The sequence below is a fragment of the Herbaspirillum sp. RV1423 genome, from assembly GCF_000577615.1.
Taxonomy (GTDB): Bacteria; Pseudomonadota; Gammaproteobacteria; order Burkholderiales; family Burkholderiaceae_D; genus Herbaspirillum.
On record NZ_CBXX010000033.1, the window covers coordinates 23,213 to 39,474 of the forward strand.

Consider the following 16,262-nt stretch of genomic DNA (forward strand, 5'->3'; position numbering starts at 1 on the left):
GATTTAGGGTTTGTATGCCGATGCCTTGGCGCCAAGGTTGGCCGCGATCAGTTCAGCCAGTTCGGGCGGGCGCCCGTTGCCTGTGGCCGCCGCGATGGCCCGCGCTTCCCGCGTCGCCTGGCGGCACAAATCGAGCGCGGCGTCCTGCAGGGCCGTGCGTGCCTTGGAAGGGGGCATGGCATCGGCTTCCTGTTGCAAAACGTGGCTTGAAACAAGGTATTCGCCGTAACGCCGGGCCATGCCGGCGAGCGGCTCAGGGTAGCCCGCGAGGGTGGCGCCCGTGGCGCCGGCCGCCTCACCCAGCGGCGCTGCCAGTCGTTGCCGGGTCTGCAACAGCCGCGACGGATCGTCTCGGGCGTCTGGATCCAGGCCCAGTTGGGTGGCCTCCAGCTCCGAAGCCCGGTTGACCGCATCGGAAACCAACGCCAGGACGCGCATGTCAGCGCAGCGCACCAGCAAGCGGAAAGCCCCGGTGGTCAGGTAGTCACCCGCCAGCACGGCGGCGGCATTACCAAGCAGCGCGGACGCGCCGCTCGTCGCATCGACGTGGGCATGCAATTGCTGCAAGCCGATATGAATGAGGTCCAGCGCCGTGCCGGCGTCGATGCCCGGCTGCCCTGCGTGGAGGCTGCAGGTCACCAGCGCCCGGATCGGCGTATGTTGGCCAGACAGCAACAGGCGCAAGGCGCCGCGGACCGGCAAGGCCTCACAGGTCAGGGTACTCGCCACGGCGGCGTGGACGCTGGCGATCACGGTCTCGGGGAAGTTCATGGGATGGTCGTCATTCATGGGTTTTTGTTCTTGTCCAATGGGCCAGTTGTTCGGCCGCGCTGCGGTAGCCGATGTCGATGATTTCCTCGGCGCGGTCAAATTCCATGAAGCGCACCGCGCCCAGTGGCGGCTGAATCAGCACCTCTGGCTGGTCTTGCTGCAGGGTGGCGTCGGTGACGCGCGCCTGCATGATGTAGAGCGAGGCGAGCAGCACGTCGAAAATGCCTGGAAGCGGCTCCAGGGGTGCCTTGTGCAGCCAGGCCTCGAATTGCGCCAGCACCGGACTGCTGATGGCCTGCAGGCTCTCCAACAGGCGCGCCATGATGGGTGCATGGCCGTTGGAGTGGGCAACGGGGTGGGACAGTCGGCCCGCCACGATGTCGTGGTTGAGGTCAACGGCGATGACCAGATCGGCCCCCATGGCACGCGCCACGCTTACCGGCACCGGATTGACCAGCCCGCCATCGACCAGGATGCGGCCGTTGCTGCGCACCGGGGTCACGATACCAGGGACCGCGATGCTGGCACGCACCGCCTCAGTCAGGTCGCCCCTCGTGGCCACCACTTGCTCGCCATTGGTGATGTCGGTGGCCACGGCGGCAAAGGGCAGCAGCAGGTCCTCGATGCGGGCGCTGGGCACATGGGCGCGCACGAATTCCGCGACCCGCTGGCCGTCGATCAGCCCCGAGCGGGGAAACACCGGGTCAAGCAGGGCGACGATGCCCGGCCAGTCGAGATTGCGCAGTCTGGCGCTCAGGCCGTCAATCTTGCCCGAGGCAAAGACGGCACCAATGACCGCCCCCATGCTTGTGCCGGCCACCAGGTCGACCGTGATGCCCGCCTCTTTCAGGGCGCGCAGCACGCCGATGTGCGCCAGACCACGCGCCGAACCGCTGCCCAGCGCCAGGCCGATCCGGGGCCGAGCTGGCGGCGTCAGGCCCGCCGCCGGGGCCTGGTTGGTTTGTGGCTCGTTCATTGGCTTTTGCCCTTGTCTGGTCCATGCTCCGCAGGCCGGTGCCGCCCACCGACGCGCCGGCGCAGACGCCGGATACCGTACCGCAGTGAACGCCGGAGCGTCGTGGCCCGCGCGAGTCGCGCGCCATGGCGGGCCGGGAATTCACGCCCCACGGCGGCCTCGAAGACCTGAAAGCGCTTGAGATAGGCCTCGATCTCCTGGCGCCGCAGGCGCCAGGCGTCGATCCGGCCGTACTCGTCCACGAGTTCGGTGAACAGCACCCGCATGCGCCGCGCCCCCCGGTCTTGCAGCACCTCGTCGGCCCGCTCGGTGGCGATGCGCGCCAGCGCCAGGCTGCGCTCCAGCAGGCGCAGGATGTCCTGTGCGCCGTCAAGATCACCCAGGCGCCCGATCTCCCGCAGAGGCCGTCTGGCCTGGGCCGCCAGCAAGCGCCGCAGGTCGGCCGCCAGGGCGCCGGCCAGGCTGCGCTGCACGCGGCTGAAATGCGCCGGATCGTCGGCCAGGGCGCCAGCCCCGTGGCCGCGCAGGTCCTCAAAATAAAGCTGGTGGTCGCCGAAATAACCGGTCAGCTGTTTGGTCGCGGCCGCTTCGAGAGGCTCCCGCGGCGCCTCGCGCAGCGCCCGCGCCACCGAGCGCAGCGGTTGCCCGAGCGACAGCGGAAAACGCGAAAAGCGATAGACCGCGTGGGCGCCCGGCACCTGCCGGTAGGCCACCAGTTCCATGCGCAGGGAAGCGTCTTCCTCGCAAGCCTGCCGGGCTTCTTCGAAAATATCGAGCGGCATGACCGGCAGCCACCGCCGCCCCAGCGGTGGCGAGCGCTCATAGCCGCCCGCGTGCAGGATGCGCACCACCACATCGGCGCAATTGAACTCGCTGCGGTCCCACAGCAGGCGGCCTTGCCGAAACGCCTCCTCGATCCGGTGCGCCTCGGCGGCCATGGCCGCCTTGCGCTCCCCCGCCACGCCCGCCACCCGCAAGCCAAGCGTTTCGCGGCCATAGGCCATGCCATAGGTGTTGGTATGCACCTGCGACGGCGACGGCGGCTGCACGCCGTACAGGTAGTCGGCCAGCGTCACATGCTGCAGCAGGTTCGGGTCCTGTCCCGGCACGGCCACATAGTTGGCGCTGTAGACGGTGTCGTCCACGCGGATGGCAATGTGCCCGAACGGGTTTTCCAGCACCACGCGCTGCGGTGTTTTGGCGGTCGAGTAGGACAGCAGCAGTTCGATGTCGCAGGGCACCTCGGCCTGGAGCCGCGCCAGCGCCGCGTCGATGTCGGCGACGGCACTGCCGTGCTCGGCGCCGAAGTCCACAGGCAGACCCGGCGCAGGCAGGGCCGGGTCGAGCGCGAAGCGGGCGATGCGCCCGAGGCCGGCACGGTCGTGAAAGGCGAGCTGGGCGCGGCGCATTGCCGTCTGCCGCTGCGGGCTGGCGAGCACCGCGGCCGCCAGCTCGCCCGCCTGCGCCAGGGTGTCGGCCAGATCGGCCACCCCCAGCCGGACGAACAAGGCGGCGTTTTCCCGCTCATGGCCGCTCACCACATCGAGCAAGATGGTGGGGGTGCCTACGGCAAAGGCCTCGGCCGGCGTCATGCCCCCGGCCTTGGTGATCAACAGGTCCGCCGCGCGCATCCAGGCCAGCAGGTCGGCGTGCGGCACCAGGCCGCAGACCTTCAGCGCCACCGGCTCGGGCAGGCGCTTTTGCAGTGCCGTGAGCAGCGCCTGCTGCCGGGCGTTGGCGCCGCAGACGGCAATGATCTGCAGCGGGCCCGGGTGGTGGCGGGCGAGGCTCTCCACCACGAGCGCGTAGTCGCCGACGCCCTCCTTGCCGGAGGTGATGAGAACGGTGGGCGCATCCGGGGCCAGACCCAGCGCCGTGAGCGCCGTCTCCCGGGTTGCGCCGTCGGCGGCCGGGGCGCGCACCGGCATGCCGCTGGTGGTGACCTTGTCGGGCGGAACACCCGCCGCCAGCCAGCGCGATTCCAGGTCGGTGTGGGCGAGAAAAGTGCGGTCGATCCGTTTCGAGATGCGCGGAAAATAGCCCTCGAAGAAGTCCGTGTGCAGCCAGCCGATGTTCACCTGCGCCAGCAGCCCGCGCTCGCGCAGGGTCCCGAGCACCTGCGCCGATCCGTAGTGCGTGGCGAGCACCGTGTCGGGGGCCTGTGCCTCCAGGAAGCTGCGCACCTTGTCTTGCGGGTAGTCGTTGGACAGCCAGGCCAGCGAAGGCACCCGCTTGCCGCGCGCCTGCAGGGCATGGAACAGCGCGTCGAAGCTTTCCGGGAGATTGCCAGCGATGAACCAGTAGAGCCGCTCGTCCACCCGGCGCCAGAGCGGGTGCATGAACTCGCGGATGTCCTGCAGTACCACGCGCGCGTCCGGCGCCAGCCGGCCGATCTCCTGCTCGATGGCCTGCGCGGCGCTGATGTGGCCGTGGCCGATGGACGAGTAAAAAATGACGATCTTTCGGGGTGGAGTGGTCCCGGCATCGCCCGCCGCCAGCGGGTGCGCAGCCCGCTGCCGCACCCGGTGACGGCGCCGCACCAGCGCCCGCCATGCCAGGGCCGCCAGCAGGGCGAATGCGATCACCAGCGCCAGCGCGATGAGCGGGTCCACGCCCAAGGTCTGCGGTCCGCTCATTTCTCGCCCCCGCTGCGCCAGATCGAGAGCAGCAGCCAGAGACTGCCGATGACGGCACCGGCGAAGCCGAGCAGGCCGAAGAAGGGCAGCCCCAGCAAGGTGGGTCCGCCGGGCACGGTCATGACGATGGACGAGCCGATGATGAGCGCCGCAATGACGATGCCGACCACCAGCCGGTTGGCGGCGCTGTCGAGCTGGTTGCCGACACGTTTCAAGTGCGTGACATCGATGTGGATTTCCAGCCGCCCGCGCCGCGCCGCGCGCAGCAGCCGGGAGACATCCTGGGGAAGACCGGCCACCAGCGACAGCGCCTCGCTGACCCCGCGCCAGCCGCGCTGGAGGATGGCCGTGGGGGCATAACGTGCGCGCAGCGCCTGCTCCAGCAAAGGCATGGCCTCGCCGGCCATGTCGAAGTCGGGGTCGAGCTCGCGGCCCATGCCTTCGAGCGAGATGAAAGCCTTGACCAGCAGACTCAGATCGGGCGGCAATGCCAGCTGGTGCTGACGCAAAATGGCCACCAGATCGGAGAGCATGGCGCCGAGCCGGAGCTGCTTGAGCGCCACGCCATGGTACTGTTGCACAAAGGTCTGGATTTCCAGCAGCAGGCCATCCTCGTCCACCGCGCTGTCGCCGGTCCAGTCGAGCATCACGTCCGCGACGCGGCGCGGCTCGTGCTTGACCAGCCCCAGCAGCAGGCGGATCAACTGGTCGCGCCGCTCCTCGGTGAGTCGCCCGACCATGCCGAAGTCAATGAAGGCGATGCGGTTGCCGGGCAGGTAGAACACGTTGCCGGGGTGCGGGTCGGCGTGAAAGAAACCGTCCTCGACGATCATCTTCAGTACCGCGCGCGCGCCGCGCCGGGCGAGGACCTTGCGGTCGAGTCCGGCCTGGTCGACGTCAGCCAGCTTGCGCCCGGAAATACCGGCGATGAATTCCTGCACGCACACCCGCTCGCCGGTCCACTGCCAATAGACGCGGGGAATGACGATGATCGGGAGCACGGCAGACGGTTCAGGCGCAGCTTCGGCAGTGATGTCGCCGGTGCGCTCGTCTTGGTCGGCATAGCCGGAAAAATTCTCCGCAATGTGCTCGGCATTGCGGCATTCACCGGCGAAATCGAGTTCGCGGCGCAGCGACTGGGCAAACTGGCGCACCACTTCCTGCGGTCGAAAGGCGCGCAATTCCTGACTTTCCCCCTCAGCAAGTTCCGCCAGCCTCGCGAGCCAGCGCAGATCGGCTTCGATGATCGGGCGGATGCCGGGCCGACGTACCTTGACCACCACCTCACTGCCGTCTTCGAGGCGGGCGCGGTGTACCTGTGCGACGGAGGCAGCCGCCAGCGGCTCGGGATCGAAGGTGGCGAACACCTCCTCGGGCGGTGCGCCCAGGTCTTCGGTGAGCTGCTGACGTATCCCGGCGTAGGAAGCAGCGGGTGCGCTGTCCTGTAGCTTGCCGAATTCGGCGATCCATTCTGGCTCGAACAGATCGACGCGGGTAGCGAGCACCTGGCCGAGCTTGACAAAAGTCGGCCCCATCTCTTCCAGCGCCCGGCGCACCCGGGCGGGCGGAGGCATGTGCGCGAATTCTTCTGCATTGTTCCAGTGCAATGCCCGTCCGGTCCGCGCCAGCGCATCGGCAAGTCCCATTCGGCGCACCATATCGCCGAAGCCGTAGCGGATCAGGATCGAGGCGATGTCGTGCAGCCGACCGAGGTCACGCACTGCAGTCATGGCCTGCCACAGCATCAGTCGCCCTTGCCTTGGGGATGGCCAGGCATGACGTGATCGGCCACGCCGGTGAGCTCGCCAGCAGCGATTTGACGCAACAGGTCGGAAGTGGCCTGTGCCAGATGCAAGCCAGTCACGACCTGAGTGCGTCCTGCGGCGTCAAGCTGTTGCGTAATGACGGGCAAGGTTTTTCTCAACTGTCTGCCCACCGCAGAACCATGAATGCGGGTATGCATAACCAGGTCGTAGAGGATTTCTTGCGCTACATCCTTGACTCCCAAGGCCGATGCTTGCATGGTTTCGAGAAACATCGCTTCCAGGCTCTCCAGGTCGAATCGCGCGCGGGTGAGGTCTTCTCTGGAAAATGCCTGCGCCCGGGCCGCCGCTTCTTCCAGCGCCAGTTTGGAGGCCTCGGCCAGCTGCGCCAACGCAGCGTCCAGCCCGGCGACAGCCCGTTGGAGGTGTACTCGTGTGATGTTGGTTTGTTCCGCTGAGTGCTGCAACCCCCTTTGCGCCCCTGCTCGCGCGCCGCTCAGTACAGCACGCGTGATCTGCCGCAGGGATTCGATATCGAGCGAGCGCGCATTGATCTTGCGCAAGGTGAGCAGTCGCACAATTTTCTGCACATCGCGCCCCTGCTCGACGGCGCTGCACACGTCAGCTTCGAGTGTCGTTGTATCGTTGGCAACGCTCAAAGTGTTGCCTGTTTCATCTTGCACGATGGCGATCCTCGTAAAAATGAGTGCCTGAATAATGAGGTGTCAGTACGATGCCATGCATCACAAATATCCACCGTCGGAGTGGGAAAACGTCGCCAGAACACCTGTCGTTCACCCGCCCCGCCCACTCATGTGGACGGGGTGTACTTGCCAAGAACGACTTGTCGATGGCAACTCTGGCCATGCCGGCCATTTCCGTTAACGCATCCAGCTCTGCATCGCATCCAGTGCTTTGTCGGCAGCTTCCTTGGTGGCGGTAACTGCTTTCTGGGCTGCGTCTCTGGCGGCTTCAGCCGTTTGCTGGGCTGCTTCCTTGCTGGACTCGACAGTTTTTTTGACCGATTCCTCGGCCTTCTGCGCCGCTTCAACAGCGGCTTCTGCCGCACGCTGAGCCGCGTCCGACGTTTTTTGCAGCGCGTCCCGGATGTCTTGCCTGGTTTTGTCGACATCCGTGGCCGCGAACTCGGCAAGTCGGTCTGGGGCCGCCTTCAGGTTTGCCTGCAGGCGGGTGCGCAAGCCGGCGATCTTCTCGCTGGCTTGATCGGTCGTGGCCTGCAAAAGCGCATCGGCATCGGCAACAATCTGCTTCACGTCGGCTATCAGTTTGTCTTTGGTTATAGAACCGGGCTTGTTGAATTCAGACATGGAAAACCTCCATCAGTGATTAAGAAAAAATATCGGTATAACAATTTTTCAGGTTAGTAAGCACGCTCATGGCGGCCTAGCCCGTTCGAAGCAGTCCGCCTGCCAAGGGTTACTTCGTCACGGCATCTTTGACGTCTTTGACCGTTTCCTTGGTTACCTCAAGCGCTTTGTCGGCAGCCTCTCGGGTGGCTTGCGTGGCTTTCTGTGCGGCGTCTCTGGCGGCTTCGGCCGCTTTCTGCGCAGCCTCTTTGCCAGATCTAGCTGCCTTTTTCGCCGCTTCCCCGGCCTTCTGAGCGGCTTCCTTGGTCGCTACGGCGGCCTTTTTAGCGGCTTCCTCGGCCTTCTGTGCGGCCTCCTTGGTAGCTGCGGTCGCTTTGCGGGTGGCTTGTGCAGTCTTGCGGACTGCCAATTTGGCAGCTTCATCAGCATCTCGCGCGGCCTGATGGGCTGCTTCGGCGGTTTTCTGCGAGGCTTCACTGACGGCTTGTTCAGCCTTCTCTGCCGCCTGCTTGGCGGCTTCTGCGGCCTTGCGCGTCGCATCCTTTGCGTCCTCGGCCGCCTTCTTCGCGCCTTCCTCAGCCTTCTGTAGCAAAGACACCTTGGGCGTCTCAACCGGCTTTGCCGCGGTTTCTTCCGCGGCCTGCGCACTTGCGCCGATTACCAGTGCCGACAGGATCAACCATTTTTTCAGTTTCATCACTTCTTCCCCTTGCAGTTATGAAGCAGGGTACGTCTGCTCCGCACGTTTGCCTTGGACGGGGCGCTGTTGTCATTTTTCCTCGTTATCTCCACCAAGACCGTTGCGCAACACGCCGACGACATGCCGCGCAATGGCCTTGGGGTCTTCATGTTGTAGCTGGTAGCCCGGCAGGAAACGTCGCACCGCCTGGGTTTCAAAGGGATAGATCACCAGACCGATCATTGAAATAACGAGCGGCTGGGGGTCATGGCCCGGAGCGACCTCGCCGGCGAGATTGCGCAGTGCGTTGAATAGGTCTCGAAAGACTCGATCGGCCAGGCTTTGCAAGCGCTGCTCATTGCTGTCCAGCAATACCCACTGAATCAGGCGCCTAAAGTCCTTCTCCTTGGCAAGCATGCGCGTAAGCTGGGTTATGAACGCTTCAAGTCGACCCCAGGGATCCCCTGCGCCGTTCAAAAAGAACGTTAAGGGCTCGACCTTTTCTTTGAATGCATATCCGACGGCGTCCAGACAGAGTTGCTCCTTGTCCGAAAAGTAGTGGTAGAGGCCAGCCGGCGCCACGCCCACTCCTTGTGCGATATCGCGCATCGACACCCCGTCAAATCCGCGTGCTGCGAAGAGCGAAACTGACAGACTGAGTATTTCTTCTCGTGTATTCGTGAAAGCTTGCTTCGCCATTCGATATTACCTTTGCTTTTTTATTTAACGAACGTTCATTAAACACGAATTCTTGCTATCCTGCAACCCGAACCGACAATCAAAGGGCAGTTTTCTTCGCTATGCGCTGTTAGGAGTCTGGGTCTAGGCGGCACATGCATTTCCAGCATTCTGCAATTGAGTACCCAGAAACTTGGCAAACCTGCGAACGGCCCGGATGTAGGTCGATTGCGTCTTGGGCAGGCCTCAAGCAGCTTGATAACGAACCCGGCCATCATTGTGGTGACCCGGCTGTAGCGTTCTGCCCAGGGCACCGTCAATTCTTCGACTGTGCCGTCGCTGTACTTGAGTTGGGGGACTCGGGCTTTGATGATGGTCTCGAACTGGCAAGTATCGAGGTGTCGCCACTGGCGCTCGCTCCAGCCATTGATGTGTGCCCTCTTGGTTGCGTCTGTTGGGTCAGCCCACACCTGGCCCTTCTTCAAAACAACTTCGACCACCACGCACTGGTCCGTTAAGGAAAGGTCTACCTTCTTAACCGACCAGGGGGACTTCAGTCCAAGAAGATGCTCATACAGCGCGGTGTCTTTCATACTGCTATTGACAATTTTGAAAACTGGATTCTCCCGCAGTAACCAAAAAATTACAGTGAAATTGACGAAGAACCAAAAAAAGTAGCCGCAACTGTTTGCGCATTACATCCTTGAAAGGTTCTTATGAATATCGGAAAAATCATTTTCTCAACGCTTCTTGTGTTCGGTGCGTTGGTGTCGCATGCGTTGGAGATCAAGCCGTACTCTGCGAGTGCGTTGGATCAGGCGCAAAAGGCCGACAAACCGGTGGCGCTTCACTTTCATGCTGATTGGTGTCCGACTTGTCGCGCTCAAACGAAGGTCTTGCAAGATCTGAAGTCCGAAGCCGGATTGGATATCACGGTGTTGGTGGCGAACTACGACACCGAAAAAGACCTGAAACGCCGTTTCAATGTGCGAGCCCAATCCACTCTGGTGGTGCTGCGTGGTCAGAAAGAGACCTATCGCGTGGTCGGCGATACCTCACCAGGGGGTCTTCGCGGCGCCTTGAAATCAGCACTTTGACCCGGTGCGACCATGACCCTTTCATTGACTGTTCCACAAGTTGGGTTGAGCCTGTTTGCCGGTAGCCTGACCACTTTGTCGCCGTGCGTTTTTCCACTGTTGCCGCTGGTATTGGGAGGCGCTTTGCAGGGTAACCGCTTCGCACCCGTCGCCATGGGTGTGGGCATGACGACCTCATTTGCGTTGATCGGAATGGTCCTCGGTGCGCTAGGCCCGGCTCTTGGTATTGACGGCGACACCGTGCGCGCGGGTGGTGCTGCAATGCTGATTGCCTTCGCTATTGTGATGCTGGTTCCGGCCCTGGGTGAACGGTTCACGCAATGGATGTTACCGATTGCCAGTTCGGCGAATGCTGCATCGGCCAAACTCGACAGTGGCTCCTTGGTGGGCGCGCTGATGCTTGGAAGTGTTCTCGGCCTGGTATGGAGCCCCTGTTCTGGACCATTGCTGGGATCGGCCCTGACGCTGGTAGCCAGTGAAGGTGGTGTGGCGCGTGGTGGTTTGGTGCTTGGCATTTTTGGCCTGGGTGCAGCCATCCCATTGGTGGCGGTGGCTTACGCATCGCGCAGTGGTTTTATGCGCATGCGAGACTGGGTTCTAGCACGCATCGAAAGCGTGCGTTATGTTTTTGCGTTGTTACTCGGTGCCATGGGGGTCGCGATTTTGACTGGCGGCGATAAATGGCTTGAAGCGCAGGTTCTGAAGTGGTTGCCGGATGCCTGGGTTAATTTCACTGTAGGAATATAGAGACGACACGTTTGCTCGGGCATGTTGGAGTCAGCCAAGATGGGCGGCTAGATGGCTTTCAAATTCATGAAATTGATTTGCCCGTAAGCTGACACTCCCTGGCATCAGCCTGTTTGAAGGGGTGTTAGAGTCACAGTGCCGTGCCATGATCATCGGTAGGTCGGCAAGATGATCGAGCGGTTGACCATGACGTTGAAAGCCATGCCAGGGCGAACTTGCAGAGTGGGCGAAATGTTCAAGCTTTTTTGCAAAATCTTCGAACTGACATCACTCAAGGAATTCATGGCGGCAGCAGAGGCTTGAGCCGAACCGGACGGGGTGTTGAATGCACCCTGGTTTTGTGGCTGCGACTGTTGGGCGGCAACACCCAAAAAGGACACCAACAGAGCTGACGACCAGGTTTTCCAGAAGTGGTTATTGACCTGATCTTCAATGCCTGATTGACCCTGACCGTCGGCCGCCGACATGCCATGCAATGAAATCCGCGAGCCATTGGGCAAAATCAGTTCATCCCAAGCCGCCAGCACCCGTGATTGACCATAGGCGACATCAGCAGAGTACCTGCCGATCAGACGCGAGCCCTGCGGGATCACCACAGCGTCAGGGTCATTGGTGGCATAAACAGTTTGGCGGGTTTGGGCCACGATGGTTCCAGGCAGATCGGAATTGATGCCAGACAGCATGACCGCGGGGATGACGGAGCCAGCCGTCAATTCAAATTCCCCCAATTTGGGTTTGAGCAATTCTGGCAAGTAGCCGTTGTCAAATGCTTCTTTCATGAAAGCCTTGTTGCGCGCTTGGGCCGCCACTGCAGGATCAAGACCGGCGGAACCGCCACCGGCCAGAGTGGCAGGTAAATTTCCTGAGTTACTGCTGATACCTGCCACCCCGGCTGGCAAATTCGCCATGCGCATGGCCTCAGCCGTGGCAGACGCACGCGCATTCGCAGCACGCCCGTTGGCGGCTGAGAGCTTTTGATTCACACCGCCAACCACGCCCTCACCATCAGCATTCACTCCCATGATTCCTCCCGTAGCCGATTTGGCAGCCAGCGCGGCACCACCCTTGCTGATGTCAGAGGTTTCTGCGGAATCAGAAGCCATGATCTGCCCCTGAATGCGCTCATACTTGCGCTTTTGCAGCCACAACCGATGGGCCTCAGCGGGCGAGGGCGGTGAGGCACCACCACTGGCAGTTTGAGTTCCACCAGAACTGCCTTTTGGATTTGACGAGCGGCTTGTCAATGGCCCTGTCTGCTGACCATCAGCTATTTGAAGAGTGGCTTGATTGCCAACCGCTGCAGCGGCAACAGTTGCTCTGCGCTGGATGTCTTCTGCGTTTTCCTTGTACGGGGCCGTTTGGCCCGGTGCATCACTGGCGGTCAATTGCTTTTTAGACTCAGCATTGCCACCACTTTTGCCGCTGATCATCACGCCGATCAAAATCGCCGATGCCACCGTGGACGCGCCGCCCAAGAGTAAAAACTGCCCTTTCTTGGACAGTCGCTTGGTGCCAGGTGGTGGCGTATGAATTTCCAGCGGCTGACCCGGGCCATCAATGGCCGCCACCTCAACGTCCGCTGGATCGTCAGTCTGGGACTTTTTGCCAAATCTGAACATCATTTGGCGCCCCAGCTGAACAAACTGTTTGGCACTAATTTTTGGCATTTGACGGTTTGGGCGCTGGCACCCACACCCAGAACCAGACTGAGTTTGGCGGGTTTGCCATCGAGGATGTAATAGCCATTCACCAGCCGGGAATTCAGCAGCTCGGTTTCGTTGTTCGAGGTATTGAACACGGCTGGTGCATCGCTGGCTGCTGCACCCGGCGGCAATTGAATGAACGTGTGCGTTTCATTGGCGAACACCCGTGCCGGTTTGAACGCCGCCTCACCCATGCAGCTGTAGCCAAAATCAAGTGTTGTCGGATCAAGCTTGCCAACCGACCTGTCAGCCACGACCCGTTGGGCTTTGGCTTGTTCAGCGGCAAGCTTGGTGGCCGCAATCGATGCCTCAAGTTCTGCCTTTTGCCGTGCGAACGCCTGCGCCTCAGCACTCAGATCTCGGGTCATGGCCGCTGGGTCATACCAGCTCACCATAGGCACGTACTCGGTTTTGCTCGACACCAGGTGCATGTAATAGATGCGGCCTTTGTCAGTCGTCACCACCAGATTGGTTGACAGGCCTGCCTGTGTCGGTTTGATCATCATCACAGGTTTCGCTCCAGCCGTTGCGTTTTGCAATAGCCATCGCACCGTATCGCCAATCGACACGCTGGTTGCTGCCTCGCCATCTTGCAGCGCAACAGAGCAGACGTGTAAGGGGGCGCAGGTAATCGTGGGACGTGAATACCCATAGGGATATTCGACAGCGCCACCGGCACCGACGAGCGCATCAGCCACGCCCGTTTGTTCCCAGCGTTGCGCGGCGGCAAGCCTTGCGGCATCGGCGACAGGAAGTTTTCTTACCTGGACCTTGGCTGATGGCAGCATGGGTGTCGGAGCCAAGACTTCAGGGGATGCCGTGATTTGTTGCTTTGCAGGGGTGGGATGCAAAGCCAGGGATTCAACTGCTGGAACTGATCGCGGGGGTAATGGTTGAGTGGACATCTGGCCATGATCGTCCGCTTCAATGGTTTCGACGGTGGGCGGCTTGGTGTGCGAAGCAGCAGCATTTGACTGTGCAAATGCGCTGGCAGCTAAGGCAAGAGCGGTGAGGGTGAGGGTGAGGGTGAGGAGGGATTTTTTCATGATGACTGCCTTTACAGAGCTTCTTTGGTCCAGGAGATGGACTTGACGTAAATGCCAAATGGATTCCAGAGCGCGACTTTGGGGTTTTCTGCCAGCTTGGCGTCAACCCCGACCGTGACGACGGCTTTCCAGTGTTCTGCCACAGACGTCGCGCCGGGCCTGGCTTTGGTTTCCACCCAGGACACTTGGTAGGCTTCACCGCCTTGGGGAATGACCGACGAAATGTCCACGCGGGTGACCGAACCATCGACCGAGAAAGGCGAGTTGTCCTTGAAGAAGTCATTCAAGAATCCGGCCACGTCGCGCCCCGCCATGGCATACACCCGGTTGAGCGTGACCTGTTGGGCAACAGCATCGGGCAACATGGAGCGGACGTCTTTGATGAAGGCGGCCAGTTGGGCCACCATTAACCGCTTGTCGAAATCACTTTTTGCAACCGGCGCAGGACGGGCCACAGCAACCGGAGAGCCGAGTTGATCGGTGACAACCACAAACGGTTGAATCTTTGATTGGGACCCGATGAAAGCAATGCCCACCACAGCCACAACCGCGACAGCCAAGGAGCCAGCCGCAATCAGTTGCCAATTGCGCGCGCGTGAGATCAACCCTCCGTAGCGCTCATCCCACTCCCGGCGGGCGTTGAGGTATGGATTTTGTTTTGACATGCATGCGTCCTTTTTGAGTGCTGTTGCCAAATACCGTTTTGGCGCAAGCAGCACAAAAAAGGGAAAGCATGGAGCCCAGCTGGCGGGTAAGGGCACATTTACCAACGCCACCATCCACAAACAGAAAATGGTCTCCCGAGCCAGCCACCTGCAATGTGTTGAACTTGCATCATTTATTTGCGCGCATTAAAATAAATACGCGCCACAAATTTAATGCGCACATAAAGCCCATGCAAGAACAGAACCCCTACCGGACCGTGCGTCGCAACCCTGACGACTACAGCGAAGTGTCAGATGCACTGGGCCGCCACTTCCAGCTGCGATCGCACGACCTCAAAAACACGCGAGACCTGCGCACCCTGCTGCTGGACGCTGCGTATGAACTTCAGGCACAACCGGACCTCACCGACGCCCACATTTACCTGCACAGCTGCACACTTGCCAAAAAACGGGTGGAGATAGAAGTCGAGCAATTCAAACGCATCACTCAGCCACACATCGCGGGACGCATCATGCTTCACGACATCCGGGCCACGGCACAGCACAGCGAGAGGCTCGCCATGGATGGCGCATCCACTGTCAGCGACCCTTTCAGAAAACCCACCACAGCCAGTCAGGAAGCTGTCCTGGCCTACTTTCTGCAGCGCCACCTTCAATCCCTGCCGGGGGTCAGCATAAGCACCATAGCCGCCGACACAAAGGCCAGCCTGCCAACCATCTATAAAGTGCTCAACACCTATGACCACTGCATAGAAAAAGACCCGGAAGACAAAACCCTTCGCCTGCATTACTTTGCCCAGAGCGACTGGCTCCACTGGATCCAGCGCACCAACCAGCTCTCCAGTGCCTACTTCATTGATCGCTCGGGCGCACCGCGCAGTGCCAACCGTCTGGCCAAGGAACTAGCCCGATTGCAGCGCGACGACCTCGCCGTTGGCGGCCTCATGGGGGCACTGCACCACTTGCCGACTTTGGACGCCACCAACTCCCCGCAGTTGGACATCCTCGTGCACGGCACCCGAAGAACAGATCTGTCGTTCATCACTGAAATTGACCCCGGCTTGGAGCGATACAAAGGCCGCACTGAAATGGCCCATGTCGTGGTCCACTTCATCGACCGACCGGCCTCACTCTTTGTGTATCAGGACGGCCAAAACTGGGGGGCACTGCCCGATTGCATCGCCAACATGCAAAAAGCCGGTTTGACCCACCAAGTCAATGATGCACTGCAACTGATGAAGCAAGGACAAAAACCATGAGCCAATCCCTCAACGCCCACGTCGTCTTGCACAAGCTGGCCCTGGCACTACCCAAAAAGCACCACAGCAACATCATCATCGTCGGCAGCCTCTCTGCTGCCGCTCAACTGATCCAGGATGCCGACACCGAACTGCGCACCAAGGACATCGATGGCATGCTCACACCCAACGCCACCGCCGTCATTTCTGCCAAGGAAATAGCCACCACATTGATCAATGAAGGGTGGGAGCCGCGGGTGAACACCGAAAAGTACGATCACCCCGCTGATGGCACAACCCCACAGGATAAATTGCCCGTGGTGCGCCTCAAGCCACCTGGCCAAGGCAAAGACGAGTGGTTCCTGGAGTTGCTCGGCGCCCCGCCAGAGCTGGCTCCCGACGCGGAAGGTAAAACCCGTTACAGCGAACGGGTGGAGACCCCTCACAGTCACTTCGAAATTCCCAGCTTTGCGTACCTGGGTGTAACCCAGTTCAAACCGGTGAGGCACGCAAGTGGCCTTCAGCTGGCCAGCGTTGCAACTATGGCGCTGTCCAACCTCCTGCACCATCCTCAAATTGAGGAGAAAAGGATGTCTGACCCCATGGATGGGCGCCTGATCAAACGCGCGAACAAAGACCTCGGCCGCGTCGTTGCCATGGCCCACCTCTGTGACCAACTCGACGAAACCGCCGTCGAACAATGGCCCCACATCTGGCAGCAGGCGGTGCAGGAGTTGAGAGCACCCGAGAGTACCCGAGCCAAACTGGACACCATCAATACTGGCATGCAGGCTTTGCTCGACAGCTATGAGGATCAGCTTGAGGCATTGCACAGCGTGAACTTCGGACTGCTTTCCAGCCAACCTATGGACATGCGCCAATTCAATATTGCCATCCGGCGCTACCTGCAACTTACCAAGGTCCGATGAATGCGT

Annotated in this window: 15 protein-coding genes and 1 pseudogene; 4 read left to right on the forward strand and 12 right to left on the reverse strand. The window is 61.1% G+C overall.

What is annotated here, in order from left to right; genetic code table 11:
- Positions 1-3 precede the first annotated feature (3 nt).
- The 9 genes and pseudogenes from RV1423_RS21885 to RV1423_RS21925 all read right to left on the reverse strand — a co-directional run.
- Positions 4-789: a polyprenyl synthetase family protein gene (locus RV1423_RS21885; RefSeq protein ID WP_034301374.1), complete on the reverse strand. Its 786-nt coding sequence runs from the start codon at positions 787-789 to the stop codon at positions 4-6.
- Positions 782-1,747 (reverse strand): patatin-like phospholipase family protein, encoded by a 966-nt coding sequence (locus RV1423_RS21890; RefSeq protein WP_034301377.1) that lies wholly within the window; start codon positions 1,745-1,747, stop codon positions 782-784. Before RV1423_RS21890 ends, RV1423_RS21885 begins: the two co-directional genes overlap by 8 nt.
- A complete protein-coding gene (locus RV1423_RS21895) occupies positions 1,744-4,383 on the reverse strand; it encodes a UDP-N-acetylglucosamine--LPS N-acetylglucosamine transferase (protein WP_034301380.1) in 2,640 nt (879 codons plus the stop codon). The genes RV1423_RS21890 and RV1423_RS21895 overlap by 4 nt, the downstream gene beginning before the upstream one ends.
- Complete coding sequence (locus RV1423_RS21900; protein ID WP_034301383.1) at positions 4,380-6,128, reverse strand: AarF/ABC1/UbiB kinase family protein; 1,749 nt, start codon at positions 6,126-6,128, stop codon at positions 4,380-4,382. The genes RV1423_RS21895 and RV1423_RS21900 overlap by 4 nt, the downstream gene beginning before the upstream one ends.
- Positions 6,128-6,829 carry a DUF6781 family protein gene (locus RV1423_RS21905; protein ID WP_034301386.1) on the reverse strand — a complete coding sequence of 234 codons (702 nt, stop codon included), beginning with the start codon at positions 6,827-6,829 and terminating at the stop codon, positions 6,128-6,130. The genes RV1423_RS21900 and RV1423_RS21905 overlap by 1 nt, the downstream gene beginning before the upstream one ends.
- A gap of 198 nt (positions 6,830-7,027) precedes the next feature.
- Positions 7,028-7,474, reverse strand: coding sequence for a DUF883 domain-containing protein (locus tag RV1423_RS21910; protein ID WP_034301390.1), 447 nt, complete (start codon positions 7,472-7,474; stop codon positions 7,028-7,030).
- Positions 7,475-7,583: 109 nt separating this feature from the next.
- Positions 7,584-8,171 (reverse strand): hypothetical protein, encoded by a 588-nt coding sequence (locus RV1423_RS21915; protein WP_034301393.1) that lies wholly within the window; start codon positions 8,169-8,171, stop codon positions 7,584-7,586.
- A 72-nt stretch (positions 8,172-8,243) separates the two neighbouring features.
- Positions 8,244-8,852 (reverse strand): TetR/AcrR family transcriptional regulator, encoded by a 609-nt coding sequence (locus tag RV1423_RS21920; RefSeq protein ID WP_034301395.1) that lies wholly within the window; start codon positions 8,850-8,852, stop codon positions 8,244-8,246.
- A 215-nt stretch (positions 8,853-9,067) separates the two neighbouring features.
- Positions 9,068-9,424: pseudogene (locus tag RV1423_RS21925) on the reverse strand (transposase family protein); the annotation flags it as partial.
- A 123-nt stretch (positions 9,425-9,547) separates the two neighbouring features.
- Between RV1423_RS21925 and RV1423_RS21930 the strand changes: the two are divergent.
- Positions 9,548-9,928, forward strand: a complete 381-nt coding sequence (locus tag RV1423_RS21930) for a thioredoxin family protein (RefSeq protein ID WP_011801895.1) — start codon at positions 9,548-9,550, stop codon at positions 9,926-9,928.
- A 12-nt stretch (positions 9,929-9,940) separates the two neighbouring features.
- Positions 9,941-10,675, forward strand: coding sequence for a cytochrome c biogenesis CcdA family protein (locus RV1423_RS21935; protein WP_011801894.1), 735 nt, complete (start codon positions 9,941-9,943; stop codon positions 10,673-10,675).
- Positions 10,676-10,824: 149 nt separating this feature from the next.
- On the opposite strand, the gene RV1423_RS28675 is transcribed toward RV1423_RS21935, so the two are convergent.
- Genes RV1423_RS28675 through RV1423_RS21950 form a run of 3 tightly spaced genes read right to left on the reverse strand, consistent with a single transcriptional unit; the run spans position 10,825 to position 14,089 of the window.
- Positions 10,825-12,297 (reverse strand): TrbI/VirB10 family protein, encoded by a 1,473-nt coding sequence (locus RV1423_RS28675; protein ID WP_051516850.1) that lies wholly within the window; start codon positions 12,295-12,297, stop codon positions 10,825-10,827.
- Positions 12,294-13,424, reverse strand: coding sequence for a TrbG/VirB9 family P-type conjugative transfer protein (locus RV1423_RS21945; protein ID WP_231502472.1), 1,131 nt, complete (start codon positions 13,422-13,424; stop codon positions 12,294-12,296). The genes RV1423_RS28675 and RV1423_RS21945 overlap by 4 nt, the downstream gene beginning before the upstream one ends.
- A gap of 11 nt (positions 13,425-13,435) precedes the next feature.
- On the reverse strand, positions 13,436-14,089 hold the full coding sequence (locus tag RV1423_RS21950) for a type IV secretion system protein (protein WP_011801891.1): 654 nt from the start codon (positions 14,087-14,089) through the stop codon (positions 13,436-13,438).
- Positions 14,090-14,253: 164 nt separating this feature from the next.
- Between RV1423_RS21950 and RV1423_RS21955 the strand changes: the two genes are divergently transcribed.
- Positions 14,254-15,348 (forward strand): hypothetical protein, encoded by a 1,095-nt coding sequence (locus tag RV1423_RS21955; protein ID WP_197034987.1) that lies wholly within the window; start codon positions 14,254-14,256, stop codon positions 15,346-15,348.
- Positions 15,345-16,256: a hypothetical protein gene (locus RV1423_RS21960; protein WP_011801889.1), complete on the forward strand. Its 912-nt coding sequence runs from the start codon at positions 15,345-15,347 to the stop codon at positions 16,254-16,256. Before RV1423_RS21955 ends, RV1423_RS21960 begins: the two co-directional genes overlap by 4 nt.
- Positions 16,257-16,262 lie beyond the last annotated feature (6 nt).

Coding starts and splice junctions, on each gene's coding strand:
- RV1423_RS21910 (WP_034301390.1), bottom strand. CDS start 7,474: ATGTCTGAATTCAACAAGCCCGGTTCTATAACCAAAGACAAACTGATA.
- RV1423_RS21895 (WP_034301380.1), bottom strand. CDS start 4,383: ATGAGCGGACCGCAGACCTTGGGCGTGGACCCGCTCATCGCGCTGGCG.
- RV1423_RS21930 (WP_011801895.1), top strand. CDS start 9,548: ATGAATATCGGAAAAATCATTTTCTCAACGCTTCTTGTGTTCGGTGCG.
- RV1423_RS21920 (WP_034301395.1), bottom strand. CDS start 8,852: ATGGCGAAGCAAGCTTTCACGAATACACGAGAAGAAATACTCAGTCTG.
- RV1423_RS21935 (WP_011801894.1), top strand. CDS start 9,941: ATGACCCTTTCATTGACTGTTCCACAAGTTGGGTTGAGCCTGTTTGCC.
- RV1423_RS21885 (WP_034301374.1), bottom strand. CDS start 789: ATGAATGACGACCATCCCATGAACTTCCCCGAGACCGTGATCGCCAGC.
- RV1423_RS21900 (WP_034301383.1), bottom strand. CDS start 6,128: ATGCTGTGGCAGGCCATGACTGCAGTGCGTGACCTCGGTCGGCTGCAC.
- RV1423_RS21960 (WP_011801889.1), top strand. CDS start 15,345: ATGAGCCAATCCCTCAACGCCCACGTCGTCTTGCACAAGCTGGCCCTG.
- RV1423_RS28675 (WP_051516850.1), bottom strand. CDS start 12,297: ATGATGTTCAGATTTGGCAAAAAGTCCCAGACTGACGATCCAGCGGAC.
- RV1423_RS21915 (WP_034301393.1), bottom strand. CDS start 8,171: ATGAAACTGAAAAAATGGTTGATCCTGTCGGCACTGGTAATCGGCGCA.
- RV1423_RS21950 (WP_011801891.1), bottom strand. CDS start 14,089: ATGTCAAAACAAAATCCATACCTCAACGCCCGCCGGGAGTGGGATGAG.
- RV1423_RS21890 (WP_034301377.1), bottom strand. CDS start 1,747: ATGAACGAGCCACAAACCAACCAGGCCCCGGCGGCGGGCCTGACGCCG.
- RV1423_RS21945 (WP_231502472.1), bottom strand. CDS start 13,424: ATGAAAAAATCCCTCCTCACCCTCACCCTCACCCTCACCGCTCTTGCC.